Origin of the sequence: Streptomyces sp. TLI_053 (assembly GCF_900105395.1) — a bacterium.
Taxonomy (GTDB): domain Bacteria; phylum Actinomycetota; class Actinomycetes; order Streptomycetales; family Streptomycetaceae; genus Kitasatospora.
On sequence record NZ_LT629775.1, the window covers coordinates 8728923 to 8748783 of the forward strand.

At 75.7% G+C, this 19861-nt stretch carries 16 protein-coding genes; 6 read left to right on the forward strand and 10 right to left on the reverse strand.

Features of this window, described 5'->3' with window-relative positions; genetic code table 11:
- Positions 1-107: 107 nt before the first annotated feature.
- The 7 genes from BLU95_RS36360 to BLU95_RS36390 form a co-directional block, all read right to left on the reverse strand.
- Positions 108-1091 (reverse strand): N-acetylmuramoyl-L-alanine amidase, encoded by a 984-nt coding sequence (locus BLU95_RS36360; protein ID WP_093863739.1) that lies wholly within the window; start codon positions 1089-1091, stop codon positions 108-110.
- Positions 1088-1324: a hypothetical protein gene (locus BLU95_RS36365; protein WP_093863740.1), complete on the reverse strand. Its 237-nt coding sequence runs from the start codon at positions 1322-1324 to the stop codon at positions 1088-1090. Before BLU95_RS36365 ends, BLU95_RS36360 begins: the two co-directional genes overlap by 4 nt.
- Before the next feature lie 139 nt (positions 1325-1463).
- The gene (locus tag BLU95_RS45330) at positions 1464-4967 is read right to left on the reverse strand and encodes a tetratricopeptide repeat protein (protein WP_159425147.1); all 3504 of its coding nucleotides are present in this window, start codon (positions 4965-4967) and stop codon (positions 1464-1466) included.
- Between the two features lie 200 nt (positions 4968-5167).
- Positions 5168-5638 carry a hypothetical protein gene (locus BLU95_RS36375; RefSeq protein ID WP_093863742.1) on the reverse strand — a complete coding sequence of 157 codons (471 nt, stop codon included), beginning with the start codon at positions 5636-5638 and terminating at the stop codon, positions 5168-5170.
- A 177-nt stretch (positions 5639-5815) separates the two neighbouring features.
- Positions 5816-6871, reverse strand: a complete 1056-nt coding sequence (locus tag BLU95_RS36380; protein ID WP_093863743.1) for a CU044_5270 family protein — start codon at positions 6869-6871, stop codon at positions 5816-5818.
- On the reverse strand, positions 6868-7530 hold the full coding sequence (locus BLU95_RS36385) for an RNA polymerase sigma factor (RefSeq protein ID WP_093863744.1): 663 nt from the start codon (positions 7528-7530) through the stop codon (positions 6868-6870). Before BLU95_RS36385 ends, BLU95_RS36380 begins: the two co-directional genes overlap by 4 nt.
- 334 nt (positions 7531-7864) lie before the next feature.
- Positions 7865-8476, reverse strand: coding sequence for an RICIN domain-containing protein (locus BLU95_RS36390; protein WP_159425148.1), 612 nt, complete (start codon positions 8474-8476; stop codon positions 7865-7867).
- Between the two features lie 350 nt (positions 8477-8826).
- Between BLU95_RS36390 and BLU95_RS36395 the strand changes: the two genes are divergently transcribed.
- Positions 8827-9033 carry a hypothetical protein gene (locus tag BLU95_RS36395; protein ID WP_093863746.1) on the forward strand — a complete coding sequence of 69 codons (207 nt, stop codon included), beginning with the start codon at positions 8827-8829 and terminating at the stop codon, positions 9031-9033.
- 154 nt (positions 9034-9187) lie between these two features.
- The gene (locus BLU95_RS36400; RefSeq protein ID WP_093863747.1) at positions 9188-10420 is read left to right on the forward strand and encodes a serine hydrolase domain-containing protein; all 1233 of its coding nucleotides are present in this window, start codon (positions 9188-9190) and stop codon (positions 10418-10420) included.
- A 74-nt stretch (positions 10421-10494) separates the two neighbouring features.
- On the opposite strand, the gene BLU95_RS36405 is transcribed toward BLU95_RS36400, so the two are convergent.
- Both BLU95_RS36405 and BLU95_RS36410 read right to left on the reverse strand, forming a co-directional pair.
- A complete protein-coding gene (locus BLU95_RS36405) occupies positions 10495-11124 on the reverse strand; it encodes a GNAT family N-acetyltransferase (RefSeq protein WP_093863748.1) in 630 nt (209 codons plus the stop codon).
- 128 nt (positions 11125-11252) lie between these two features.
- On the reverse strand, positions 11253-12164 hold the full coding sequence (locus tag BLU95_RS36410) for an ornithine cyclodeaminase family protein (RefSeq protein WP_093863749.1): 912 nt from the start codon (positions 12162-12164) through the stop codon (positions 11253-11255).
- Positions 12165-12362: 198 nt separating this feature from the next.
- On the opposite strand from BLU95_RS36410, the gene BLU95_RS36415 reads away from it, so the two are divergent.
- From BLU95_RS36415 to BLU95_RS36430, 4 genes are all read left to right on the forward strand, one after another.
- A complete protein-coding gene (locus BLU95_RS36415) occupies positions 12363-12764 on the forward strand; it encodes a Cif family virulence factor (protein WP_093863750.1) in 402 nt (133 codons plus the stop codon).
- Positions 12765-12920: 156 nt separating this feature from the next.
- Positions 12921-13394 (forward strand): DUF3093 family protein, encoded by a 474-nt coding sequence (locus BLU95_RS36420; protein ID WP_093863751.1) that lies wholly within the window; start codon positions 12921-12923, stop codon positions 13392-13394.
- 166 nt (positions 13395-13560) lie between these two features.
- Entirely contained in the window at positions 13561-14712 is a 1152-nt protein-coding gene (locus BLU95_RS36425; protein ID WP_159425149.1) for an MFS transporter, read from the forward strand.
- 186 nt (positions 14713-14898) lie between these two features.
- Entirely contained in the window at positions 14899-15741 is an 843-nt protein-coding gene (locus BLU95_RS36430) for an inositol monophosphatase family protein (protein WP_093863753.1), read from the forward strand.
- Positions 15742-15784: 43 nt separating this feature from the next.
- On the opposite strand, the gene BLU95_RS36435 is transcribed toward BLU95_RS36430, so the two are convergent.
- Positions 15785-19762 carry a tetratricopeptide repeat protein gene (locus BLU95_RS36435; RefSeq protein ID WP_093863754.1) on the reverse strand — a complete coding sequence of 1326 codons (3978 nt, stop codon included), beginning with the start codon at positions 19760-19762 and terminating at the stop codon, positions 15785-15787.
- Between the last annotated feature and the right edge of the window lie 99 nt (positions 19763-19861).

Sequence of the window (19861 nt, forward strand, 5' to 3'; positions counted from 1 at the left end):
CCCGTCGCGGGCCCCCGGGAGCACCCGGGGGCCCGCGACGGCGAGGACGGGTCGTGCCGCGGGACCGCGACTCGGACCGCGACTCGGAGCGAGGCTGGGAACGCGACTCAGATCGCGGCGACCTCGGCCCGCAGCGCGGGCAGGGCGGCGTACATGACGCCGCCCGGGCAGTCGGTGGCCAGCCAGTCGCGGTGACCGCTGATCATGTCGACCGGCTTGGTCACGCCGTTGACCGGGTTGACGAAGGTGACCTTCGCCTGCGGGTCGAGCCCGTGGGTGCGGGCGGCCAGCGCGAGCACCAGGGCGAGCGAGCGACGGGCCTTGGCGGTGGGCTCCTGGTTGACCAGGGTGCCGAGCAGCGCGACACCGAGGTTGCCCGAGTTGAAGCCGGCGGTGTGGAAGGCGGTCACCGCGTTGCCGTTGGCGTCGAACCCGGGGATGCCGTCGTCACCGGACCAGCGGCCCTCGTAGATCCGGCCGGCCTCGTCGATGAGGAAGTGGTAGCCGATGTCGCCCCAGTCGTTGGTGATCGCGTGGTACTCGTAGATCGCGCGCACGGTGGCGGCCGGGTCCGGGTCCGCGTTCGGGGTGTCGGTGTGGTGCACCGTCAGGGTCTGCAGCGGGTAGTACTTGGCGGGGGAGTTCTCCACGCCGTTCTTGAACCGCTTGGACTCGTCGGCGCCCCAGGCGGCCCGGCTCAGGTACTCGACGCCGCAGAAGGTGACCGGCGTGGTCGGGGAGAGCGCGGTGGTGCGGGCCGGGCCCGCGGTGGTGTCCAGCGCGGTGGAGCGCAGGTTGGTGGCGCCGTCGGGCAGCCGCAGGTCGTAACCGACCGCGCCGTCGGCCGGGACCAGCGCGGCCGAGACCGGGGCGGCCTTCGCGGCGGTGCCCGCGACGTCGGGGCCGCCCGCGCAACCGGTGGCGATCGGCTGCCAGGCGCCGGGGCCGGTCTCCTCGTGGTGGAGCCGGATGGCGCCGCCGCGGCGCGGGCCGTCCCAGCTGACGCCGACGTACTGGATCGGGAAGTCGGTCCGCACACCGGCGGCGGCGCGACCGGCGGCCGAGCGGGCCCGGGTGGCCGGGACGGTCACGGTCCGGGCGGCCTGGCTGCCGGGCGCGGCCGGGGCCGCGGGGCCGGGGTGGTCGGCCCGGCCGGGGTGCTCGGCGCGGCGGCGTGCGCGGCCGGGGCGGTGGCGATCGCGGCGGCGGTGGCGCCGATCGCGGTCACCAGCGTGCGACGGCTCACGGCGGAGCTGGGGTTCGGCATCGGGATCCTGTTCTCGGGGTGGTACGGGTGCAGGCCGACCGGCCGTGAGCCGGTCAATCAGTCGATCATGAATCTACCCAAATGATCGTTTCTGGTGGCAACCCCTAAAATTCGCCTGCCCGAACGGGCATCCCGTCCGACCGTCCCGGCCCGGTCGGCCCGACCGCCCCGCCCTGCCCCCGCCGGTCCGCCACCGCTACCCGAGGATCCGCAGCGCCGCCGCCGCCCGATCCCCCACCGGTGCCCCGGCGCACGCGAGTTCGCCGAGATAGAGGCAGACATCCGCCCGCGCCGCACCGGCACCCGGCACCGCGAGGAACGCCCGCGCCAACTCCTCCGGACCGGCCTCCCCCGCGACCAGACCGTGCAGCAGCTTGCGCACCGCCGGCTCGAACGGGTCCTGCGGATCCTCGTACGGGCACTCCAGGAAGGCCTCCCAGGCCTCCGCCGAATCCGCCGGCCCCTCCGTCAGCAGCCGCAGCACCGCCACCTCCATCAGCACCGTCGACGAGGCCGCGGCCTCGGGCGACACCTCCGCCAGCAGCGCCCGGGCCTCCTCGAACCGGCCGTCGTGCCGGTACGCCGCCGCCAGCGCGCACCGCACCGCCGGATCCTCCGGATCACGGGCCAGCACCGCCGCCAGGTCGGCGACCGCCGCCGCCGGGCGCCCGGCCTGCCGGTGTGCCTGACCGCGCTCGGCCAGGGCCCAGGTGTACTCCGGATTGTGAGTGACCGCCGCCGTGAGATCGGCGATCGCCTCCTCCACCAGACCGGCCTGCCGCCGGGCCTGCCCCCGGGACCCGAGCGCCCAGGGGTCGTCCGGTTCGAGCGCCAGCGCGGCACTCAGATCGGTGATCGCCTCCGCGAGGTCCCCCGCCAGCCGGTGCGCCTCGCCCCGCAGCGCCAGCGCCCAGGCGTACTCCGGGTCGATCGCGAGGACGGCCGTCAGGTCCGCGATCGCGTCGTCCAGCCGGCCCGCCTGCCGGTACGCCTGCCCGCGCGCCCGCAGCGCCCACACGTCCGAGGGGTCCAGCTCCAGCGCCGAACTCAGGTCGGCGACCGCCTGCGCCAGCCGGCCCGCCTGCCGGTGCGCCTCGCCGCGCTCGGCCAGTGCCCACGCGTACTCCGGGTCCAGCGCGAGGGCGGCGGTGAAGTCCGCGATCGCCTCCTCCAGTCGGCCCGCCTGCCGGTGCGCCTCGCCCCGTTCGCCGACCGCCCACGCGTACTCCGGGTTGAGGGCCAGCGCGGCGGTGAAGTCCGCGATCGCCTCCTCCAGCCGCCCCGCCTGCCGGTGCGCCTGGGCACGCGAGCCCAGCGCCCACGCGTGCTCGGGAGTGAGCGCGATCGCCGCCGTGAAGTCGGCCACCGCCTCCTCGGGCCGGCCCGCCTGCCGGTGCGCCTCGCCCCGCTCGGCCAGCGCCCAGGCGTTCTCCGGGCCGAGCGCCAGCGCGGCGGTCAGATCGGCGATCGCGTCGTCCAGCCGACCGGCCTGCCGCAGCGCCTGGCCCCGTGAACTCAGCGACCAGGCGTCACCGGGATCCAGCGCCAGCGCGGCGGTGAAGTCCGCGACCGCGTCCGCCAGCCGCCCGGCCGTCCGGAACGCCTCGCCGCGCTGGGTGAACGCCCACGCGTACTCCGGGTCGAGCAGGATGGCGGCGGTCAGATCGGCGACCGCCTCGTCCACCCGCCCGGCCAGCCGGTGCGCCTGGCCGCGCGATCCCAGCGCCCAGGCGTCGTCCGGGTCGAGCGCCAGCGCCGCCGTGAAGTCGGCCATCGCCTCCTCGGTCAGCCCGGCCAACTGCCGGGCCTCGCCGCGCCGGGACAGCGCCCAGGCGTACTCCGGGTCGAGGGCCAGTGCCGCCGTGAAGTCCGTCAGCGCCCGCTCGTGGTGGCCGTGCCAGTTGAGCACACGCCCCCGGTAGGCGAGCGCCTGCGGCAGATCGGCGGCGATCGCGACGGCCTGGTCGAGGTCGGCCAGGGCATCGTCGTCCCGGTCCTCGACGAAGTACTGGTAGCCGCGATGGGTGAGCGCCCACGCCCGCACCCGGACCGGCAGACCGGGACCGGCGAGCACGTCCAGGACCGCCAGCACCGGCTGCTCGCCGGCCGCCGCCGCGTGGATCCGGCGGGCCCAGCGGGTCAGTTCGGCGTCGTCGCTGTCCTGCGCGGCCTGGTTGAGCATCTCCGCCCACGGTGCCAGCGCGTCCGGCGCGTCCCCGGCGGTGCGCGCGGTGTGCTCCAGGGCGTGCGGCAGCCGGGCCAGCGGATCGGAGCAGAGCAGGTGGTAGGTCTCGTTCAGCAGCTGCCGCCGCCACCTGGGGTCGGCGCCGCACCGGGCCGCCGGCAGGTACTGCTCGACCGCCGCCCTCGCCGCGGCGTGGTGCTCGGCGAGGCGGATGTGCGCGGCCGTCCACTCCCGCGGGGTGTGGATCCGGCGCCGGCGCACCATGCTGCTGCGGACCACGGAGTGGTACTGCAGGAAGTCGCCGCGCCCGGTCACGAAGGGCTGCACCGAGAGCCAGTCCCAGACGGCCGGTTCGGCCTCCGGGACGGCGCAGGCGAACAGGTCGCGGTTGAGCTGCAGCGGCAGCGCGGCGGCCAGTACGGTGTCCCGGCGCTCCGGTTCGGGGATCCACTGCAGGAAGCGCACCACCGCCTGGTCGACCATGTCGGCGCCGACATCGGCGACCTCCTCGACCGCGCCGGGATCCGCCGCCGCCAGCAGTGCGACCAGCAGCGGCAGCCGCATCGACATCCGCAGCACCGCGTCGACCACCAGCGGGTCGGTGACCCCGCGCGCCGTGAGCAGGTCGCGGGCCTCCTGTTCGGTGAACACCTCCAGCGGCACGTCCACCAGCACCGGCCGCCACGGTGCCCACTCGCGCTCGGCCAGCTCGTCCCGGCCGGCCAGCACGAACACCACCTCCAGCGGCAACGGGCCGAACGCGTCGTCGAGGATCTCCCGCAGCCAGCTGTCGAGATAGCGGCCCGTCAGCTCCCAGGTGTCGAGGAACAGCACGATCCAGGGGCGGCGGTCACGGTCCCGGCCGCGGTCCCGGTCGCGGTCGCAGAGCCGGGACAGTTCCGCGACGAAGGCCCGGCCGAGCGCCGCCTCCTCGACGTCGCCGCCGCGACGGCGCTGCCGCACCCCCGCGATCAGGCGCTCGGCGCCCTGGGCCACCGCGTCCGGGTTCGCCATCGCCGCGACCGCACCCGCGCCCGGCAGTACCGAGACCGCCCCGAGCGCCGCCTGGGCCGCCAGCCGGGTCGGCAGCGACGCGCTCTCCCCGCCGGGCGGCTGCTCGGGCTCGCGGTCCGCCGCGGCCTGGAGCGAACGCCGGTACTGTTCCAGGGCCTTGTCGAACTCCCGCAGCGGACCGGCCTGTTCGGCGAGTTGCCGGGCCAGCGCACCGAGCGCCGTCTCGACGCTGTGCACATCGGTCTCGTCGACCAGGGCGGTCAGCGCACCGGCCCGCCGGGCCGCCTCCCGCCACTGGGCGAGCAGCGTGGACTTGCCGACCCCGCCGACCCCGCGCACATGGAACAGGAAGTCCGCCGGATCCGGCCCGGAGTCCGGGTCCGGATCGCGGGCGAGATTGTCCACGAACAGCGCCAGCTGCGCTCTGCGGCCGATGAACTGCGCACCGGTGCGTTGCCGCACCGCCTCCGCACGCGACAGACGCCTCCGTGCCTGTGCCATGCCACCCCCTGCCGTGCTGCCCGGCGGGTCGCGCCGACCACGAGTCCGGTGCCGCCGGTGCCGCTGTCGTGAGGACGACCGTAGTGAATCGGCCCCGGCGTTGTCCTGCTTTCGGCCATCTGTGGTGTGCAGGACGGGAATTGACAGCTGGGCGGGCGGACGCCCCGGAGCGGTGCGGGGTGCTGCGGGGTGGGGGCGGGTCAGACGATGGTGATCCTGAAGATGCGGCTGTTGTTGTCCGGCGTCGGGTCGTCCGGGAGGTAGGCCTCGACCTCGCCGTCCAGCACATCGGGGTCCATGCCGGAAGCGACCGAGATCCGCACCTCGGCGGTGACCGAGGCACCCGGCGCCAGGCCGGCCGGGACGGTGCAGGCCACGGTGTGGCCGTGGGGCAGGGTGGCACAGGTCGCGCCGGAGGACTTCCCGGACCCCACCACCCCCGGCGGCAGGTGCACGTACAGCGTGAACGGTTCAGCGGTGGCGGTGCCCCCGGCGTTGGTCACCACCGGGTGCAGCAGGGTGGAGCCGCCGTCGGCCACCGGGGCGGGGTCGGCGGCCGAGACCACGAGGTCCGGGCCGGCCGCGCACGCGTCGGCGGCCGCCGGTCCGGCGCCCAGCAGCACCGCCGCGCACGCCGCCCGCAGGGCCCTGGAGAACAGCAGTCGGGACATCACGCTCACCCATTTCGTTCGGTATGCCGGACCACGGCTCGGGGCCGGCGGCGGGCCCGGTCGGGCCGTGCCAGGGCCAGCATCGGTGCCCCGCCGCGCCACCGGAGCGGGACACGGCGGGGCGCGACCGGGCACCGCCCGTACGGGTGACCCGGCCGGCCACCCGGTTCGGGAGCGTCAGACCGTGGCCTGACCGGCGCCGGGCCGCTGGTCCTTCGCGTCGACGATCGCCCGGGTCACGATGCTCGTACGCTCCACGACGGTGCCGGGCTTGACGCCGCCGAACTCGCGGACCTGCACGCCGCGGCTGCCGAGGTACTGGTGGGTCACCCGGTCGAAGATCCACTCCGACCGCTCGCCGGTCCAGGGGTCGAGCCGCGCCAGGGCGATCCCGTCCCGGCCGGAGGCGTCCTGCGCGTGCTCGACCACCACGACACCCGGGATCTTCCCCGCGGCCTCGTAGAGCGAGGCGGTGAGCGCCGAGGGCACGAGCTGCTCGCGGATGACGGAGCCGATCTCCCTGAACGCCTGCTGGTCGTGGTCCCGGTCGCCGCTCACCGTCGCGTAGACGGACTTCAACAGGGCGTCGGGGTCGGTCGGCTGGGCCGCGAGCCAGTTGTAGGTGTTCTGCTTGCGGGGCTCCTTGTTGTCCAGGGTGATGCCGCCCTTGTCCTGGTAACCGGGCTCGTCCAGCCAGCCCTTGGTGCCGTCGGGCGACTTCCACACTTCGCGGTCGTGCAGCGGCTGGACCCAGGTGGTGGACTCCCCGGTGTCCACGTTGTGACGGGTGGACATGAAGGAGACCCGGCTCTTGATGTAGATGTACTGGCCCGGTCCCGGCTGGGGCGTGGTGCGCGCCGTCGCGGCGGCGGCGATCTCGCGGACCGTCGAGGCGAGCTGCGCGGTGCTCCCCTCCTCGATCTGCACGACGGGTGCCTTGACCAGCTCCGGGGCGGCCACGGTGCTGGCGCCGGGCGAGCCGCCGACGGACACCACCACGGCCAGGGCCGCCGTCGCGGCGACGGGGGTCGCGAACAGCGCGGCGCGGCGCAGCGGCCGCCGTGCCGGGGGCGCCGCGGGGGCGTGGTCGGACTGGTGGATCTCGTTCATCAAGTACTCCTCGAGCAGGTCCTGGCGGTCGGTCGCCAGGCGGGGGTCGGCCGCCGCCGGCAGCAGACGGGCCAGTTCCGCGCGGTCGAGCGGTTCGTTGTGCCGCCACGGGTTGCGGATCATCGGTGCGTCTCCTTGTGCGGCCGGGCCGCGATGCCGCGGCCGCCCTGTACTTGTCCGGGGATGCGGAGCGGTTCCGGGTTCTTCTTCGCGATGTTCCGCGCGTTGTTCTTCTTCGCGGCGCGCAGCTCGTCGTCCGCGAGTCTCCGCAGCCGGGTGCGGGCCCGGGAGAGGCGCGAGCGCACGGTGCCGACGGGCACCCCGAGGGAGGCTGCCGCCTCCGCGTAGCCGAGTCCGGACCAGACGCAGAGCGCGAAGACCTCGCGCTCCGAGCGCCGCAGCCGCCCCAGGGCCTTCCGGGCGGCCGCGAGCTGCTCGGAGTCGGCCATCCGGCCGACGAGTTCGTCGGCGAAGTCGGGCACCGGAGCGGCCGCCGGCATGCGGGCCATCGCCATGTTGTGGCGGCGGGCGGCACGCGTCGTGTTGCGCAGCACATTGACGGCGATGCCCATCAGCCACGGCCGTGGACCGTCGCCCTCGTCGCGCAGTTTCCCGCGCAGGCGCCAGGCCTCCAGGAAGGTCAGCGAGACCACGTCCTCGGCGAGCGCCCGGTCCCCGGTCACCCGCACGGCATGGCGGTAGACCAGGGACGAGTGCTCCCGGAAGAGCTCGCGAAATGCTTCGGGGTTCCCGGCCCGGAGCCGGGAGTGCGGATGGTTCACGTGATGCCTTGTCCGAGCGGGCCGACCGGTTCCTGTGACGCGTGTCACCGCTCGGCCGTCGTTCCGGGCCGATCCCTCGGCCCGGCACGACCCGTTGACCTCCCCGGCGCGGTTGCGGGGTGGGCCCGGCCGGTCCGGTGGGTGGCTGCGGACTGGGGCATTCGTCTTCCTCGGGCGTTGTGGCGGGCTCTCGGCCGGCGATGCTCCTGCCTCGGTCGACGGCCGCTCCGCGAACCGTCGCCCCGGTGGCCGCCGCGCCCGGAGTGTCGACGCGGCGTAACGGCTCCGCCCCCGCCGGGGTCGGCGGGGGCGGAGGGGTCGGGCCGGGGCACTGTCAGAGATCGAGGGTGCGCCAGACGTGGTCGTCGGTGCCGCCGCCGGGGACGAAGCAGTCGTAGAGCCAGGTCGTGCGGTTGCCCCAGTCGGTGCCGTCGGCGGCCACGCCGTCGACGTCGAGGCACTTCCCGGTCTGGTAGTTGACGAGCAGCTTGTCGCCCGAGTCCTTCGTCGGCCACGGGAGCCAGTACCACTCCTGGTTGTCGTGGGCGGTGATGCAGCCGTGGAGTCGGATCTCGGTCCCGTTGGGCAGATCGCCGCCGGTGCCCGGGATGTCGAGGCAGAGGTAGGGGCTCAGGCTGCTCTGGATGACGAACCGGTCCAGGTGCTTCACATCACCGTTCGGGTACAAGTAGTCGAACGATTCCGTGCCGGTGAGGTCCCAGATCTGGTTGTCCCCCGGGGTGCACTGGAAGACCCCGACCCGGTCGCCGGGCCACGGCGCGCCGTCGCCCGGCACGTCGAGGCACCTGGATGTTGCGTCGTTGATGATCCACGCCCGGCGCTCGAGGACGTACGCGTTCGCGGGCGGTGCGGCGACGACGAGCGCGAGCAGCGCGGCGCCGACCAGGGCGAGCAGGCGGGCGGGTGTCGACAGGCTTCGTTTCACGGCGCTCCTCGGATCTGTGACGGACGGGAACGGGCCGAGGGCTCGTTCCCGCGCACGACCGGGCGCGGCTCCCCCGGGCCGGATCGGATCCTATGCCCGGCAGGTCCCTTCGCGGGGCCGTGATCCGGTCAACAGCGGTGTTCGCCCGGGTGCGGTGGGCCGGGTCGGCGGCGTACGGCCGGACGGGCCTGTCGGGGTCACCCCGGGGGCGTAAGTTCTCACCCGTTCGGCCTGTCCGGGTTGCGGCGGCATCCGGTATTTCCACGTTCGTGTGCAAACGTGTGTCGCGTCCGGCCGTCCTCGGAGGCGGTCGGCCAAGGCTATTGACCATCCATCAAGGAGACCCTGAGATGTCGGTTCGTGGAAAGCTCCGCCAGTTCGCCGTGATCGCCACCGTCGCCGCCGCGGCGGCCGTGATCGCGCCGACCGCTGCGGTGGCTCACGGTGGGGGCCCGCAGCCGTCCGCCTCGTCGGGCCTGCAGGCCGGCAACGGTGCGGTCGGCCTCGTCGGCCCGCGCGGCAGCTGGGTGCAGTACTTCGACCGTTCCAACGGCTGATCCCACGCTTCTCGAGCGCCCCGGGGCCGCGGGCCCCGGGGCGCTCGCGCGCGTTCGGCCGGGCGGAGCGTCCGGGCGCGGCGCTGCTTCCACCGGAGGACGCTGCGGAGTGTTGCGCCGGATCGTGTCCGGATTGTCCGCCCATAGTGCGGTCATGACCTTCTCCCGCACCAAGGCGCTCGCCGCCGCCGTCCTGACGGTCGCGAGCCTGACCTCCGTCGCCCTCCCGGCCGTACCGCCGGCCGCCGCCCGCGCCCTCGCCAAGACCCCCTCGCCCGCGCACTCCTGCGTCCGCTCGGATCCCGACGCCGACCCCCGGGCCCGCGAGGTGCTCGACATCGCCCGGCAGGTCCAGCAGGAGCTCGACCTCAAGTCGGTGATCCTGCGGGTCACCGTCGACGGCCACGAACTCGTCACCGGTGCCCTCGGCGAGTCGATGACGGGTGTTCCGGCCGAACCCGCGATGCACTTCCGGGCCGGGTCGGTGGCCTTCCCGTTCCTCGGCATCATCCTGCTGCAACTCGCCGAGGAGGGCCGGATCGGCCTGGACGACCCGGTCGCCCGCTGGCTGCCGGACCTGCCGAAGTCGGACCGGATCACCCTGCGGATGCTCGGCGACACCACCTCCGGGCTCGCCGACTACGTCACCGACCGGGGCTTCCTGGACGAGCTGGCCGCCGAGCCGTTCCGGCACTGGACCCCGGAGGAACTGGTCGCGATCTCCACCGGGCAGAACTTCTGGTACGAGCCCGGGACCAACTGGAGCTACTCGCACGCGAACTTCGTTCTGCTCGGCGAGGCACTGGAGCGGATCACCGGCACCCGGCTGGACCACCTGCTGGAGCAGCGGATCTTCGGCCCGCTCGGCATGCGCCAGACCGTCAACAGCTTCACCCCGGACATCCCCACCCCGGTGCAGCACGCCTTCACCGCCTCGCGCGGCAGGTACGAGGAGTCGACGTTCTGGAACCCGTCCTGGACCACCGCCCCGGGCGCGGTGCTGATCAGCGACATCTGCGACCTGACCCGCTCGGTGGAGGCCGTCGGCACCGGTGAGCTGCTCTCCGAGGCGTCCTTCCGGACCCAGCTGAACCCCGGCACGGTCGGCCTGCCGGGTCCGGTGCACGGCTGCCCGGAGGACGTCTGCCTGCCGCAGACCGAGGCCCAGCACTTCGGCCTCGGCGTCATCGTCGACCGGGGCTGGATCCTGTCCAACCCCTCGTTCTCCGGTTACGCCGCGATCGAGGCCTACCAGCCGGACGAGCACCTGGCGATCGCCGTCAGCACGACGCGGAACTGCGCGGCGCCGGACCGCAACACGGCGCAGGACGTGGCCCGCCGGATCGCGGAGCGGCTCTCCCCGGACCACCCGCTCCGCGTCGGCTGACGGTCGGGTGACCGATCCCTGCGGGTCCGTGGCCTCCACCGGGCGTCCCGGTGGAGCCCGCGGCAGGCGGGGCGTTACCGCGCGGCGGGCTCGGGGTCGGTGGCCAGGCGGGCGTGCAGGTGTTCGTCATGGTACGTCCCGTCGCCGAAGCGGTGCGAGGCCCGCAGGGTGCCCTCGGGGAGGTAGCCGCAGTTCAGGGCCAGTCGGCAGGAGGCTTCGTTGCCGACCGCGTGGGCGATCTCGATCCGCCGGGCGTCGGCCGTGCGGAAGCCCCAGGCGGTGACCGCCCTGGTGGCCCGGCCGATCACGCCCCGGCCGCGCCCGGCCGGCGGCGCCCAGTAGCCGATCATCGCCAGGCCGTCCGCGCGGTCGACCCAGCGCAGGTTGACGCAGCCCAGCAGGGCGCCGTCGGCGGCGTCCAGTACGGCGAACGGCGCGGCCACGCCCCGGTCCCAGCCGTCCTCGCGGGCCTCCAGCCAGGCCAGGGCGGCGGCGGGATCGTGGGTCGCGAGCGGGTTCCAGAGGGCTATCAGCGGATCGGCCGCGGCGGCGACCAGGCTGTCCAGCACCGGTCCCGGCTCGGCGTCGGCCCGCCCCCACGGCCTGAGCACGGTGTCGCCCAGGTCGAGCGTGGTGCGGCGGAAGGTGCGCGGCTCGGCGCCGTCCGGGTCGGCGGCGGTGGGCGCGGTGGCGGGAGTACTCATGGGGGTCTTCCTACCGGGCGGGCAGGCGCGCCGCCAGCGGTTTTCCCGCCGCCGCCGGTCCGCCGACCGGTCCGCTGCCGGTCCGCCGGCCGCGCCGGTGGGTCGGTGGAACCGGTGGAACCGGTCGGTCAGTGGAAGTCGAAGACGGGGGCGGTACCGGCGGAGCGGGCGGCGAGGAGGACCGGCCAGGCGAGGGCGAGGTCCTGCCAGGGGAGGCCGATCGGCGCGAACACGGTGGGCCGGTCGTCCGGCCGGGCCGGCAGGGTGCCGCGCAGGACATCGGCGAACTCGACGGCGAGGGCCGGGTCCGGGCCGGAGCCGTGCAGGACTCCGGAGGCGGTGGCGAGGGCGCGGTCGTCCACCACGAGCCGGCTCGCGCGCAGCAGGGCGGGGGAGAGCTCGGTCTTGCCGCGCTCGTCGAAGCCGAGGGCCGTCAGGTGCAGACCCGGCCTCAGCACGTCGGCGTCCAGCAGCGGTTCGCGCGACCAGGTGGCGGTGATGACGATGTCCGCGGCCTCGACGGCCGCCCGTGCGTCGGGTACGGCCCGGCCGACCGCCGCGGCCCGGTCCGGGTCGAGGTCGTAGGCGTACACCTCGTCGACCGGACGCAGGGTGCGCAGTGCCCGGAGCGTGGCCCGGCTCTGCGCGCCGGCACCGATCACGGCGACCGTCCGCGCGTGCTCCGGCGCGAGCGTGTGGGTGGCCAGCGCCGCGGCCAGGCCGGTCCGCCAGGCGGTGACGGAGGCGGAGTCCAGCAGTGCCAGCAGTTCGCCGTCGGCCAGCGCGTGCAGGCAGACGATCCCGCGGAGCGCGGGCGTCGCGGCGGGGAACTTGGCGTTGACCTTCACGGTGTAGGCGGGCACGTCGGGGAGCAGCCCGGGGAGCAGGCACATCGCCGTGCCGGGGCCGGGGAGCGCGCTGCCCACGCGGTGGGCGGGCGGCAGCCGGTCGGCGGTGCGGAAGCCCGCCTCCAGGGCGGCCAGCGCGGTGGGGAGGTCGAGGGAGGCCTCGACCTCCGCACGGGAGAGAAGCAGGGTCATGGGGAGAGTCTCCCCCTGCCGCGGGAGCGGGAGGCGGGGGCCCGGGGACAGGGGCCCGGGGACAGGGGCCCGGGCCAGGGCGCACACGCGGGCGGGACACCTGGGTGTGCGCTCCCCGGCGGAAGCTCCGCCCTGGCACGGTGTGTGACATTGCGCCAGGGGGGTGATTCGCGAAACCTCCGGTGCTACGGTCGGATCATGTCCAAGGCCGAAATCGACCAGCTGACCGCCGAGTTCTTCGGGGCGTTCGACAATCGGGACGGTCACGGCGCCGATGTGGCCCGGTTGCGCCGCCTGATGCTCCCGCAGGGGGTGATCGTCGCCACCGCTCCGGCCTTCACGGTCTACTCGGTCGAGGAGTTCGTCGAGCCGCGCGAACGGCTGCTGGCGGTGGACGGTCGGCTGGTCGGCTTCTCCGAGTGGGAGACCTCCGAACGGACCGAGATCGAGGGCGACGTCGCGTCCCGCTTCGGCGAGTACCGCAAGTCCGGCCTCCTCGACGGCAAGCCCTACGAGGGCGGCGGGACGAAGACGATCCAGTTCGTGCGGACACCGCAGGGTTGGCGGATCACGGCCTTCTCCTGGCACGACCGGACCTGACCCGAGCCGGTCCGACCGGACCGCGCCGGACTGCGCCCGACTGCGGCGGACCCGATCTGACCCGCTCCGGTCCGGCGGTTCGGCAGCGGGCCGTCCCGGGCCGTCCCCGGCGGCCCCGGGTCGGCGGCCGGCCGACGGCATGGCAGCATCCCGGGTGTGGTGATCTACGACGAACGACTCTCCGTCCCGCTGCGCTGGTGGCTGGCCGCGCTGGTGGCCGCCGGCGCGCTCGCGGCGGCGCTGCTCCCGCTCTCGGCGGCCTTCGCCGCCGGCGCCGGCACCGTGCTGCTGATGGCGCTCGCGTGGGCGTTCGGCCGGTACGGCGGGGCGCGGATCCGGGTGTGCGACGGCGTGCTGGTGGCCGGCCCGATCGTGCTGCGGGGCGAGCACACGGGTGCGGTCGAGGTCCTCGACCGGGCCGCCGCCTTCGCCTGGCGCACCCGGCTGGCGAGCCCCCGGGCGCGGCTCCTCATCCGCACCTACCTCCCCTGCGCGGTCCGGGTGGAGGTCGCCGAACCCTCCCTCCTCTGCCCCTACGTCTACCTCTCCACCCGCCGTCCGGCCGCCCTGGCCGCCGCGCTCGAGGAGGCGCGCGACCACTGCACCGCTCCGGCCGGCAGGGGGCGCTGACGGCTGCTCCGGTCCGTCCCGCTCCGGCGCCCGCGCCGAAAGGCGGCGCCTGGGAGGCCGGACGCGCTGAGGGCGCGCTCTTTGGCGCCCTGGGGGGTGTGTGCTGCGCGGGTGCAGCGGTGGGAAGGGCCCTGTCCGTCAGTGACGGATGGGACTGGTGGTTCTGGTGCGAGTTCAGGTGCTGGTGGGATTCGGTTCGTTCGGGGTGTTCTGGGGTGCCTGGGGCGCGCTGATCCCGGAGGTCCAGCGGCAGGCCGGGGTGGGCAACGCCGAACTGGGTGTCGCCGTGCTGATGATCGGACTCGGTGCCCTCGGCTCGATGCGTCCGGCGGGGGTGGCCGTGGACCGCTTCGGCCGTTCGGCCGTCGCCGTGATCCTCCTGCTGATGGCGGCCGCCGCCGTACTGCCCGGGCTCGCGAACGGGGCGAGGGGCCTGATGGCGGCGCTCGCCGTGCTGGGCGCGGCGTCGGGGGCCGTCGACGTCGGGATCAACACGCTGGCGAGCGAGGAGGAGAGCCGCTCGGGCCGGCTGATGAACGCCGCTCACGCCTGCTTCTCCGCCTGCGTGGTGCTCGGTGCCATCGGCTCCGGTCTCGCGCTGGAGCGCGGCCTCGGGGCGGACCGGGTACTGCTGGTGGCCACCGTCCTGCTGGCCGGCGCGGCCGTGGTGGTCGGGTTCCCCGGTCCGGCGGGGTCACCGGTCACACCCCGCCGCGAGCGGCGACGGTCCACCGTCACGGACCGGCCGCTGCTGGCCCTCGGGGCGCTGTGCGGCCTCGCGTACCTGATCGAGAACGCCTGGCAGAGCTGGAGCGCGGTGATGCTGCGCTCGGTCTTCCACACCGGGTCCGGCGCGGCGGCCGCCGGACCGGTGGTGTTCGCCGCCGCCGCCGCGGTCGGCCGCCTGGCCGGCCACGGACTCACCGCCCGGCTGCCGCAGCGGCACCTGCTCTCCCTCGGCGCGGCGGTCGCGGCCGTCGGAACCCTGGGCGCCGCGCTGGCACCGGGCGTGCGGTCGATGCTGGCCGCGCTGGTCGTGGCCGGTCTGGGCACCTCGGTGTGCACGCCCACGATCCTCTCGCTGGCCGGGGAGCGGGCCCGCCCCGAGGCCCGCTCGTCGGCGGTGGCGGTGGTCGCGTCGATCGGCTACGGCGGCTGCCTGTTCGGGCCCGCCGCCGTCGGCCTCACCGCCTCCTCGGTCGGCCTCCGGGGCGCCCTGTGCGGTGTCGCGGGGATGGCGGCGGTGCTGGCCCTCGTCTCCCTGCTGTCCGGGCCCCGCTCCCGAGCGGCATCGCGGTCGCTGGAGGCCGAGGGCTGAGCCGGCGCGGCCTCCGGCGCGGCGTGTTCGTGCGGGCGGGGCAGGGCAGTGGGCGGGGGCGGGCCGGGCCGGGTGGTGTGCCGGGCGGCGGGGCGGCGCGGGCGGGGCGGGGGAGTGCGCCGGTGGCCGTCCCGTCCGGCTGTTCGGTTGGAGCTCGGGTGCCCGTATCTGTGGTGTGATGGACGGATGATCGACGAAGGTTTCGCCGCGGAGTGCCTCGGCCCGGTGGGGGAGGCGGTCCGGCGGGCGGCGGCTGCCGAGATCATGCCGCGCTTCCGCTCGCTGACCGCCGAGCAGGTGGCCGAGAAGAAGGGCCCGCACGACCTGGTGACGGTCGCCGACCGGGGCGCGGAGGCGCACCTGACGGCGGCGCTCACCGAGCTGCTCCCCGGTTCGGTCGTGGTGGGGGAGGAGGCGGTCGACGCCGATCCGGGCCTGTACGCGGAACTGGGCGGTGACCGGCCGGTCTGGATCGTGGACCCGATCGACGGGACCCGTACCTTCGTCCGCGGCGACGAGGGCTTCTGCACCCTGGTCGCGCTCGCGCACCGGGGCGAGCTGCTGGCCTCCTGGACGTACTCGCCGGTCAGTGGCGAGATGGCGACGGCCGTGCGGGGCGGCGGTGCCCACCTGGACGGCGTCCCGCTGCGGGCCGGGGCACCCGGGCCCGGGGCCCCGCTGGAGATCGCCGCCTCCCACCCCCGTTTCACCACGCCCGACCACAAGCGCGCGCTGCTGGGCCTGCGTGCCGAGGGCGTGCGCACCCGGCCGTGCGCGGGTTCGGCGGGGCTGGAGTACCTGGCGATCGCCCGGGGCGCCGTCGACGCCACGGTGTTCGCCTGGGAGAACGCCTGGGACCACGCGGCCGGGCTGCTCCTGGTCGCCGAGGCGGGCGGCGCCCACGCCACCCTCACCGGCGCGCCGTTCCGCCTCGCCGGCGGCAACGCCCTGCCCTTCACCACGGCCCGCGACGCCGGGACCCTGACCCGGATCCGGGGCCTGCTGCTGGGCGGGGCTCCGGCCGAGTAGCCCGCCGTGCCCGCCGGGCCCCGTAACGGCGGCGGCCCGGAAGTCAGTGGGCGAGCCGGTCCCGGACGGCGTCCGGGAGGCGGCGGCCGGTGACCGAGCGCCAGGCGCGTTCGACCGCGCGGGGGCCGAGGTCGACGGTCAGGCGGCGCAGGCCCAGCACGCTCGGCCAGGTCGCCGGGTGCGGGAACTCCTCGAAGCTGGTGATGCTGCGCACCAGCCACTCCATCGCCTCCCGGGGCCGCCCCTGCTCCGCCGCGAACAGCCCGAACTGCCCGAAGGTGCGGGCCAGCCCGGGGGTGTCGCCGATCCGGTGCGAGACGTCCAGCGCCTTGCGGTACCGGGCCTCGGCCTCCGCCGCCCGGCCGCCCGCCTGGGCGGTCAGCCCGAGTTGGTGGTGGCCCGCCGAGGCCCCGGCCCGGTCGCCCAGCTCCTCCCGGAGCGCCAGCGCCCGGGTGTAGCGGCGCTCCGCCTCGGCGAGGTCCCCGCGCCGGGTCGCCATCAGGCCCAGCTGGTGCTCGCCGGTCGCCGTGCCGGCCAGGTCGCCGAGGTCCTGCCGGATCTCCAGTGCCTTGCGGTGCCGGGCCTCGGCCTCGGCGAACCGCTCCCGTGCGGCGGCCAGCACACCGAGCCGGTAGTGGGCGTCGGCCGCCCCGGCCCGGCTGCCGGACTCCTCGGCGAGGTCGAGCGCCCGCTCGCACCAGTCCTCGGCCTCGTCCAGTCGGCCCAGCTCGGCGGCGACGGCGGCGAGCCGGTGGTGCAGCTCCACCGTGACGGACAGGTCGGTCGTCCCGCCAGCGGTCGTCCCGCCAGCGGTCGCCCCGCCGCCGGCCGTTCCGGTGCGGGTCGTCCCGCCGCCGAACGTCGCGCGGACGGCCGCCAGCGCCTTCCCGAAGCTCTCGTGGGCGTCCTCGAAGCGGCCCTGCTCCTCGGCCACGACACCGAGCCGGTGGTGGCAGGCGGCCGCCCGGCCGGTCTCGCCCAGACGCTCGAAGAGCTCCAGGGCCTGCCGGGTGCGCCGCTCGGCGTCGTCCGGCCGGCCGAGCCGGTGCGCGATCACCCCCAGCTGGTGGTGGCCGATCGCGAGTCCCTCCGCGTCCCCGAGCCGCTCCAGCAGCGCCTGCGAGCGCGAGTACCACTCCTCGGCCTCGCCGAAGTCGCCACGGTCGACGGCGATCCCGCCGAGCCGCTGGTGGCAGTCGGCCAGCTCGTCGAGCTGGTCGGCACCGGGCGGGTGCAGCTCGGCGGCGCGGTGGATCTCCCGGAGTGCGCGCTCGGCCCCCTCCACCGGGCCCAGCCGCAGCAGCCGCCGGGCGTCCGCGCCGACCACGTACAGCCACAGCGACCCGGCCGGGCTGTCGAGGACGGGCGGGGAGCCGTCGGGCTCCTCCACGGCGATCCGCACCCGGTCGATCCAGCGGCGCGCCTCGAGGTCCGTGCCCCGGGCGTTCCAGTGGTCGTGCAGCGGACGGACGAGTGCCAAAGCCTGCAGCCACAGGCCCCGGTCGAGGGCCCGGGCGAGCATCGCGCCGATGGCCGGTCGCTGGAGGTCGAGCGCGGTCAGGGCGAACTCGGCGCTGCCGTTGTGCAGTTCGCGGGTGAGCAGCAGACAGAAGTTGACCTGGGCGCCCAGCAGGGCCTGCAGTCCGGCCTCGTGCTGCTCGGCGAAGCCGGGCCCGTCCGCGCGCCACCCCGCGGCCAGCCGGGCGGCGACCGTGGGGTGGACGCGGTGGGCGGTACGGCCGCAGGGGGTCGTCAGACCGAGCTCCGCTGCCCGCAGCAGCAGTCGCTGCCAGTCCTCGGTGCCGAGACCGCGGAAGCGCTCCGGCGCGAGCGGATGGCGGGAGAGCAGGGCGAGCACGGTGGCATCGGCGACCCCGTGCAGGAGCGAGACCGCCGTCAGCGCCCGGCGGTCCGCCGCGCCGAGGCGGGCCAGCGCGTAGTCGGTGCTCACGGCGAGCGCCGTCGGAACGGCTTCGGGAGTCGGCCGCGGGTCCGCCTCGGCGGGCGCGTCCGGCCGGTCGGGGGTGTCCGGCGGACCGGGGGTGCCCGGCCCGGCGGCCGCGTCGCGCACCAGGGTGTCCAGGGTCTGCCACGGCTCGTGGGCGTCGAGCGAGGACAGGGCGAGCCGCATGGCCAGGGGGTGCCCGCCCAGCCACTCCAGCAGTTCGCCGAACACCCGCAGGCCGCGTCGGCGGACGGTGTCGGGGGAGCCGGGGGTGTCGGTGGAGCCGAGTGTGTCGGGGGTGTCGGCGGAGGGCGCGAGCAACCGCTCGGCGTACTCCACGGTCTCGCCCGGGTCGAGGCCGGGCACCTCGATCCGCAGTGCCGCCGCGCCGAGCCAGTCCTCGCGGGTGCGGCTGGTGAGCAGGATGGTGCTGCGCCCCTGCCGCGCGACCAGCTCGAGCAGGGCCCGGAGTCCGGCGCGCTCCTCGTCCGCAGCGCCGGGTTCCGCGGCCGGGGAGTCGACGCCGTCCCAGATCAGCAGCAGGCGGCGGGTGGCCAGCGCCTGTTCGACGGCCGTCCGGCGTTCGGCCGGCGGGAGCGGGTCGAACTCCTCGGGGGCGAACAGCCGGCGGCCGATCCGCTCGACCACCCCGGCCGGGGTGGGCGGGGTCGCCCCCGGTCCGAAGGCGTGCAGTACCACCGCGTCCGGCCCGTCCACCGTGCCGGTCTCCCGGCTCCAACGACCGAAGGCCTTCGCCAGTTCGGTCTTCCCGATGCCGGCGGCGCCGTGGAGCAGGACCACCCGGTGCCGGCCGGTCACGGCGTCGAGGCCGAGCAGCAGTCCGTCCCGCCCGACAAACCCGCCGACCGGTGCGAGCTCTCCCCAGTGGTCCGGGGAGTCCGGCGGCCCCGTTGTCGCCGTGGCCCCGGTCGTCCCGTGCGCGGCCGCCGGCTGCACGACCGGCGGAACGGCCGGCTGCACGGCCCGGGCGGTGTCCGGTCCGGGGCGTGCCGCCTCGGGGCGGCTGTACAGGACCGGGACCGACCAGTCGGCCAGGGGCAGCGCGCCCCGGGGGGAGGGACGCCGGTCGTCGGCGGCGAGGCGGCGGCGCCCGGCCGCCACCGCCAGGGTCACCGGCTCGCCGGTGCGGAGCCGTTCGTAGCAGGTGGCCAGGAACCCGGCGGCGGCCGGCGCGTCGAGGTGGTAGGGCAGCGCGAGCACAGCGTGCGCGCCCTCCCGGAGCAGCCGGACCGCGGCCACGGCCTCCGGCAGTCCGGCCTCGGGGGCGGACCGACCGGTGCTCAGCACCACCAGCGGGACCCGGGCCGGGGCCGGCAGGTCGGTCGGCCCGGGCCCGTCGAAGTGGACGACGTGGAACGGCCGGCCCTCCTCCCGCACCTCCTGCAGCACTTCGGCGAGCCGCTCCGGCATCGGCGGGCGCAGGAGGGTGAGCTCGACCGTGCCGTGCTCCGCGCGCAGTCGCCGCAGCAGTGCCGGGGCGAGGCTCCGGTGGCCGGGGCGGGCCGGGTCTGCCGGGGCGGTGACCACCAGCAGCACCCGCAGACGGGACCTGTTGCCCTCCGGTGGGCCGACGAGGCTTCCGGCGTCCTCCGGGTCGGGTGTCCGGCGGCTCAGCGCGACGCCGTCCAGCAGCAGCGGCACCGGTCGTTCCGGGTCCGTCATCAACTCCCAGGGGAGGGCGAGCAACTGCGCCGATCGCGAGCGCAGCACGATCTCCAGCCCGGCGCCGGCGGCACCGTCGCCGGCGCGGCTGCGACCGCGGGCCCGGAGGTAGGCGTCCCGTCCCGCCCCGGTGCCGAACAGCGCGCCGAACACCCGTGCGCCCCAGTCCGGCAGCTGCCGGGCGATCTGCGGACCCCGCTCGCCGTACGGGCCGAGCGGGGTCCGCAGGTAGTCCTCCAGGTACCAGCGCAGGTCCTCCATCGGTGCGTCGCCCAAGGGCCGGCGCAGCCATCCGGCGTCGACGGCGGGCGCCGGGGACGCCTCCCCGGACGGCCACTCCGCCACCAGCAAACGGCCGTCGGTGTGGAGGTCCACCACCAGACGTTCGACCACAATCGCCCCCAGCGAGGGCGGAACGGCCGGGCTGCCGTTCCGCTGCGGAGCACAGGGTAGCGGCGCCGTCGCCGTACCCGCGCGTTCGGGAGCGAAGTG